5 protein-coding genes are annotated in these 6,633 nt (G+C 70.0%); all 5 read right to left on the bottom strand.

What is annotated here, in order from left to right; genetic code table 11:
- Positions 1–2,175: hypothetical protein (locus tag ACOOGG_RS11275; RefSeq protein ID WP_420435177.1), on the bottom strand; the 2,175-nt coding region annotated here is incomplete at its 3' end.
- The gene (locus ACOOGG_RS11270; protein ID WP_420435176.1) at positions 2,176–3,444 is read right to left on the bottom strand and encodes a hypothetical protein; all 1,269 of its coding nucleotides are present in this window, start codon (positions 3,442–3,444) and stop codon (positions 2,176–2,178) included.
- A 597-nt stretch (positions 3,445–4,041) separates the two neighbouring features.
- Positions 4,042–4,728, bottom strand: a complete 687-nt coding sequence (locus ACOOGG_RS11265) for a hypothetical protein (protein ID WP_420431925.1) — start codon at positions 4,726–4,728, stop codon at positions 4,042–4,044.
- 270 nt (positions 4,729–4,998) lie between these two features.
- A complete protein-coding gene (locus ACOOGG_RS11260) occupies positions 4,999–5,238 on the bottom strand; it encodes a hypothetical protein (protein ID WP_420431927.1) in 240 nt (79 codons plus the stop codon).
- Between the two features lie 503 nt (positions 5,239–5,741).
- Positions 5,742–6,512, bottom strand: coding sequence for a M15 family metallopeptidase (locus ACOOGG_RS11255; RefSeq protein ID WP_420431929.1), 771 nt, complete (start codon positions 6,510–6,512; stop codon positions 5,742–5,744).
- Positions 6,513–6,633: the final 121 nt, after the last annotated feature.

Below are 6,633 nucleotides of genomic sequence, written 5' to 3'. Positions count from 1 at the left end.
GCGCCACACCGGCAGGTCGTCGCCGTCGCACCACGCTGGCGCCACCCGGCGGGCGGGGGCGAACGCCGCGGCCCAATCGGCCTGCTCGCCGGCCGTCCAGCGGTCCCAGGTGGCCAGCGCGGTGGCCAGGGCTTGGGCCGCGCCGACGCCGGAGCGGGCGGCGAGCATCCTCATTTCCGCGTCGCCGCCGCGGGCCGGGATCAGCTCGCGCATCTCGACGCGCACGCCGGTGGCCTCCCAGTAGCACTCATGGCCGTCGCGCTGGTCGTTCACGTCGAGGGTGCCCCGGTTGAGCCTCGTGCCGTTCAGCGCCAGCCACATCCATGCCGGGTGGTGGGTGCCGCCCTGCACGTCCGACGCGGCGAGGGCGAAGGTGCCGCCGCCCGCGATCTCGGGGGTGGGCGGGCTGTGGCCCGCGCCGAGATAGGACTCCCACCGCACCCTGCCCGCCAGCGCCGCCAACCGGCCCGCCCCCCAGTTCGAGTCGCACACCGGGTCATCGGGGTCGGGGTTCACCGTCGGCGGGGGGATGGAGGTGGGCACGCAGCCCGGCACCGAGACCGTGGTGTTCTGGCCCGCCGTGTTGTGGGTTGTGTAGGCGCGCGACGAGGTGTCGGGCAGCCCGGCCACGCAGCTCGGCACCGGCGGGTGGTCGGCCTCGCACCTAGAGCCGTGGGTGTGCTCGCCGGGCCGGGGCGCGCAGTTGGTGTTGGTCGTCACGCAGCCCACCACGCTGACGGAGGTGTTCTGCCCGTCTGCGTTGTGGGTTGTGTAGGAGCGGGTCTGGGTGTCGGGCAGCCCGGCCACGCAGCCCGGCACCGGCGGGTGGTCGGCCTCGCACCTAGAGCCGTGGGTGTGCTCGCCGGGCCGGGGCGCGCAGCTCGTCGTGTCGCATCCTGGGACCTCGACCGAGGTGTTCTGCCCGTCTGCGTTGTGGGTTGTGTAGGAGCGGGTCTGGGTGTCGGGCAGCCCGGCCACGCAGCCCGGCGGCGGCGGGTGGTCGCTCTCGCAGACAGAGCCGTGTTTGTGCTCGCCGGTCTGGGGTTCGCGGTCGGTGTCCGACGGGTCGCAGCCGGGCACCTCTACGGTGGTGTTGTCGCCTCCTGCGTCGTGGGCGGTGAACGTCTGGGTCTGGTCGTCGGGCAGCCCGGGCGCGCAGTCGGGAACCGGCGGGTGGTCGGCCTCGCACACCTCGGGGCCGTGGTTGTGCTCGCCGGTCTGGGGCTGGCAGTCGCGCTGCACGCGCACCCAGAGCCGCTCCCAGGTTTCGGAGTCGGCGTGGGTGTGCCAGATCTGGCGGCGGGTGAGGGTTCCGGGGCGGGGGGTGTGGCCGCAGTTGCTGGGCTCGCCCTGGCCGACCCCGCAGCTGCTGATGCCCCACGACGCGATCACCCATTGGCCCTCGATGAGCTCCTCGTCGCGCCACAGGTTGTGGTGCTCCAGGGTGACCGTCGGGGAGCGGGCCTCGTAGCAGACCACGTAGTCGTTGTTGTCGAACATCGCCCACGTGCACTCTGGGCTGTGGAACGCCGGGGTGTCTATCGGGTTCGACTGCGTGCCCGCGCCGGTCGGCGGGAACGGCGGGGGCGACGCGTCGTCGGGTCTCTGCGGTCGGACTTGGGCCTGGCACGACCCCGCCGCCCAGTGGGCGGTGCCGGTCGGCGCCTGGTGGGAGTGGGTGCAGCCCGACCCCTCCCGGTCGTAGGGGTAGTAGGTGTGGGTGTGGCTCACGAGCTCCAAGGAGTGGGTGTGGGGGATCCGGCCGGGATACGCGCAGGTTTCCTGGATGCCGTTGCCGTTGCCGTCGTGGGGGAACGTCTGGTGCGGCTCGCCGTGGACGATTGCCGGATGCCCCGAGCAGTCCGTCACCGCGACCTCAGTCGGCGGCTCCGGCGTCGGCCTCGGGGTGGGCTCCGGCGTCGGCCTCGGGGTGGGCTCCGGCGTCGGCCTCGGGGTGGGCTCCGGCGTCGGCCTCGGGGTGGGCTCCGGGGTGGGACGGGGCGGGCAGCCCCCCGGGAAGGCCTCAGTCCCGTCCCAGCAGTGGTCGTGGGCGATGGGGTTGCCGTCGTCGTCCTCGCACTGGTGGGCGGTCGTCAACAAAGCGAACGCGACGAACGCCAGCGCCAGTCGCCATCGCCAGCACCGCCGGAGCCCCCGCCGCCCGCGCTTTGGCATCTAGCAGGGCCTCCAGTCGTAGCGGGCCGACTGCCCGTTTTCTCCGACGGCAAGCCAGTAGACCTCGCGCAAGTTCTTCGCGGCGTACCTCTGAGAGTCGCACGGGTCGGCGGGGTCGCGGTCGGGCAGGGGGCCTCCCGGCTGGCCGTAGGGGTTCGAGGCTGGCCTGGCGCACCAGTGCTGGACCTGTTCTGTGTCGCGGCCGGCATCGGCCAGCCTTGCCACCAACTCGTCGCAGCGGGCCTCGAATGGGCGCAGCGGGTCGGGGTCGGTGCCCTCGGGTGCTGTCGGGCAGTCCCACATGGTGTGGGAGCGGTTGACCCCCGAGATGGTGCGGACGTTGCGGGCCAGCAGGCTCTCCAGCACGCAATCCCAGTCCCTGCCGTCGAGCACGACGGGCCCCCACGCCTCGGACAGGTAGATGGAGCAGTCCCTGGCGCCCGCCTCGTGCGATGCCGCCGACTCGGGAACCCAGCCGCGGCCCACCATCTCCGACGCGTGCTCCTGGCGCTCGCGCATGCACTGGGTCATCCAGTCCAGCTCGGCTTGGCCCTCCCCGGCGGGCGGCCACGGGCTGGCCGTCTCGGCCTGCGACCACACCCGCTCGGCCACCGGCCGGCCGTGGCCGTCCCAGTGCCAGCCGGTGCCGCCGCCGCCCCAGGCCTCCGCGGTCGGCTCAGGGGTGGGCAGCACCGGGGTCTCGGTCTGGTCCTCGGGGCAGTCCCAGCCGCCCGAGTCCAGCTCGGCGCAGCCCTCGTCTGGCTGGCCGATCCTCGACGGGACCGGCACTTCGGCCTCCACCGGCTCGAGCTCGGGCTGCGAGACGACGACCACCGGCCCGGTTTCGTGGGTGTGCTCGGCGTCGCCGCCATAGACGCAGGCGTCGTCGGCCCCGTCGCCGTCGGTGTCGGCGGGCTCGGTGTCGTGGGGTTGGCCGTGGACCTCGACCGGCTCGCACGCCAGCGGGTCGTCGGCGACCACCACCGGCTGCTGCGGGGGCGATGCCGGGGTCGGCGTCGCTGCGACAGCAGATGTCGGGACCGGCTCAACTCGGGCCGGGGGGATGGAGCCCGCGCCGGTCCCGCCATCCGCCTGTTCCGCCGCCTCGCCGGGTAGGGCCGGCTCGCCGGCGGGCGACAGGGTCGCCTCAGGCGGTCCGGGCTCGCCGACGCTGCCCGCGACCGGCTCGGCGGCGTCCTTTGCGCCGCATCCCGCCCAAGCGATTGCGACCGCCGCGGCGATAGCGAGTGTCCGAATGCGAATCCTCATAGGGTCCTCCAAGAGTATGTTGCAAGCGAGCGAAGGAAAAATCGTCAACGCATCGCGGCTTCCGTTGTCGTGCGGGGTCCTCTGCCCCCGCCGCTGGCGGCTACAGCTCGAAGCCTTTGAACACTGTGGGAGAGCTGCTCGCACCAGCCTACCCGCGGTCTGAGACAAGACGGCCACAGCATTGGAAGTTGCCGTATTATCAGGGATATTGTGTCACACGCTCAGGGGAGCGTCTTTCCCACCCGCCCCGACGGCCAAACGGGACAGCGGCGCAGCACGGCAAGAAAGCGAGCTGGCCGCATCGTCGTTCAGTCGAGTGCGCCCCCTCAGTGTTTGCAAGCGAGCGGAAAATATGGGCGACTCAAGTTATCTGAGGCCGGAGCCCAAGACAGCCGACGCGGGCCGCCTCGCCGCGACTGTCCCGATGCGGTGTCACAACAGGAGGGCACCGGGCCCAACAGCGAGAGCTGGGCTGTCTAGCCGAAGTTGAGAGTCGCCATGATGTTGTCGGCTACGTTGCATCGGGGAGAGTTCGGCGATTCTGCGTCGTGGGCCTCTCGCCTGCTGGTGCTTGAGCAGAAGCCGGCTGCTGCGGGCTCAAGCACGGCCGACGGCGCGGGTCCATTTCTGGTTGATGCACCACCTGAACCACTGGTCGAGGACTGCTCGGGCGTTGCCGGTGTCCTCGACTCCCGTGTCGCTGAAGAACGCGGCCACGGTGCCGGGCCGATCATTGTTGGGCTTGAGCCTCTTTCGGATGCAGAAGTCGACCCACTCCTCGACCGTCTTGCTCGCCTCGCCCCCGGTGTCGCGGAAGTCCGACGCGCGAAGGCGCCACCGCAGCTCTTCGAGCGTCTCCCCGGCGGCGTTCTTCCAGATCCTCCACCCCGACCTCGGTGCCTGGGCCGCGTAGGTAGCGGCCTCTGTCGGCGACCCCTCGACGTGGCCGTCAATGTCGAACGACCCATCTCCCCGGACAACCGCGGAGTGCTCCTCGCCCTCGGACCGCATCGTCAGCGTTTCCCCCGCCCGGAGCATCCCGGCGTCCAGCAGCGGGAGCACCGCGGCAATTCCCTTGTTCGTCGCGGCGCGTGTCCTCTCCGTCTGCTTGAGCACCCGACCCGAGTCCACCAGCCTTCCCACTTCCCCCTCCGAGCGGCCGACCAGCTTCGTCACAAGCTGGTCCACCTGCTTCGGGGTCAGCCGCACGCTCACCGTTATGCCCCCGCTGTCGAATTCCAGCGATGTGCCGTCAGGCTCCTGCTTTACGGTGACTCCGCTCACCACCACCTCCGTTCAACTTGGAGAGCATTCCTCCTCAGACCCGCGCAGCTACTGCGTTGCTGCCATGCATCCAGTCTACAGAGGAACACCCGGACTCCCCCGAAACCGCTGCACTAGCACGATACCGACAACACACCGCACATGCCGCCTTTCGGCATTCCGCTCGCCCCTGTCTGCGGGGCCGCTTACGGTCATCTCGGGCCGCAGCGGCGCAACCGGCCCCCTCCGCGCCCCAGGCCTGGACAAGGCGGCCCCGCCACAGCCCCCGGCCTACTCGCTGCCAACCTCCTGGCAGCCAACCCCCGACGCCTCCCCCTCCGGTTGGGCGAACTCCCGGCAGTCACCCTCGGAGTCGGTTCTCTGGCCGGTCGACGCCGACTGCTGCGAGATCAGCTGCTCCAGCAAATCGTCAGCTTGGGAATGCGACAGCTCCACGCTCATCGAGAACCCTTGACTCGCCAAAATGAGCGAAATCCCATCGGCCCTGTACTCAACGTCAATGCGGCTCACCAGCGCCACCTCCAATTCACTGGGCACCTGCTTCTGCACACAATCTGCGCACAAACGCCCGAAATGCTAGCTAGTTTCCGCTCGCTTGCAACAGCGTCCTCATAATCGCCCCGGCATTCACCCACAAATGCGGCAATAATCCCTTATATCTCGATATTGCGACGACGCATGTCACCCATTGGCCTGGCCAACGCCCATGACTGCTGCGAATGCCGATAACATTCGCTCGCTTGCAAAGCACGAATGTCCCGCCAAATGCGAACCCGGAAGCACTGTCGCCATGAATTGCCCCCTGAAGAGTTCGGCCTCGCAGAAGAGGCCTCGCGCGTCCTGGCGGGAACCCGCCGAGCGCCGCCCGAACCACCCCAAGACTCCACCACGGGCAGCTCGCCCCGCGCCCGCCACAGACACACCGCCCGCCACCACGCCCCGCGACCTCCCTCCCAGACGGCGCGAAGGCGCGGACGCCCGGCGGGGGGTGCGCGCCGTCGACCAGGGCGGCCTCAGTCCAAACAGATTCCCGCTGAGCGGGTTCGCTCGAGAGGCGGGTGCTCCACGATGTCGTACAGCGCGGGCCGTGCCATCGCCTGGGCCCACACGTCGTCGCCGTGGGACCAGTGCCACCACTCCTTGTCGTAGGGCACGAATCCCGCGGTCGACATGGCGTAGGCGAACCCGCGGCGCAACAGCCGCACACGGGCATCAGCGCTAGGGGCCTCGAATGCGTGGACGGCGGCCTCGGCGTCGAACGAGTCGTAGTCGGTGCCCAGCGCCAGGGGCTGATCGAGCCACGACAAGGTGAGATCAACGGTTCCGCCGGTGGTGTGCGGCGGGCGGCACCCGTCGTCTGACACCGGGGCGACGAACCCGTCTTCGGCGGCACCGTCGCCGTAGAAGCACACCAGCGCCTGCTGCTCGTCGGGAGACCGCCACGCGTCCAGCACCACCAGAGAGAACCCACTCGGCAAAAGCCGCTCGGCCAACAACAGTCGCTTGGCCACATCAGAGCGCACCAGCATCCGGCGCGCCCCCAAGATGCCCAAGTGCTCATAGGCGTCCAACACGTCGATGCCGCGCACCTCCACCAGTGGCTGCGACGAACCCACACAGCGCTGTCGCACAGACGGCAGCCCGAAGGCGGCGGGCATCGGCGGCAGGTGCCGGCACCACCCCAGCCTCTGCTCGGGCACCACCTCCGGCGACATCAACAGCTTTCCCCCTGCCGCGGGCGGCGTTGCAGGCTTCTTGTCATGGACTACAGCATTCTTCGTCATGCGCCAATCCTGTGAAACCCCACCGGTCGCAACCGGTCGCAACTGCCCCGACCGGAGCCGCCAGCGGTCGCAAGGGGCTGCGACCGCCGGCGAAGGCTGCTCGTGGGGGGTCTTCGAGTCT

The organism is Candidatus Poriferisocius sp., from assembly GCF_965214065.1.
In the GTDB taxonomy this organism is placed as follows: Bacteria; Actinomycetota; Acidimicrobiia; order Acidimicrobiales; family Bin134; genus Poriferisocius.
The sequence above is the reverse complement of the archived record's forward strand: the minus strand, read 5'-3'. Positions and strand labels throughout refer to the sequence as shown.

Bases quoted from the DNA above. Each gene is read 5' to 3' on its own strand.
- ACOOGG_RS11270 (WP_420435176.1), bottom strand. From the start codon at position 3,444: ATGAGGATTCGCATTCGGACACTCGCTATCGCCGCGGCGGTCGCAATC.
- ACOOGG_RS11255 (WP_420431929.1), bottom strand. From the start codon at position 6,512: ATGACGAAGAATGCTGTAGTCCATGACAAGAAGCCTGCAACGCCGCCC.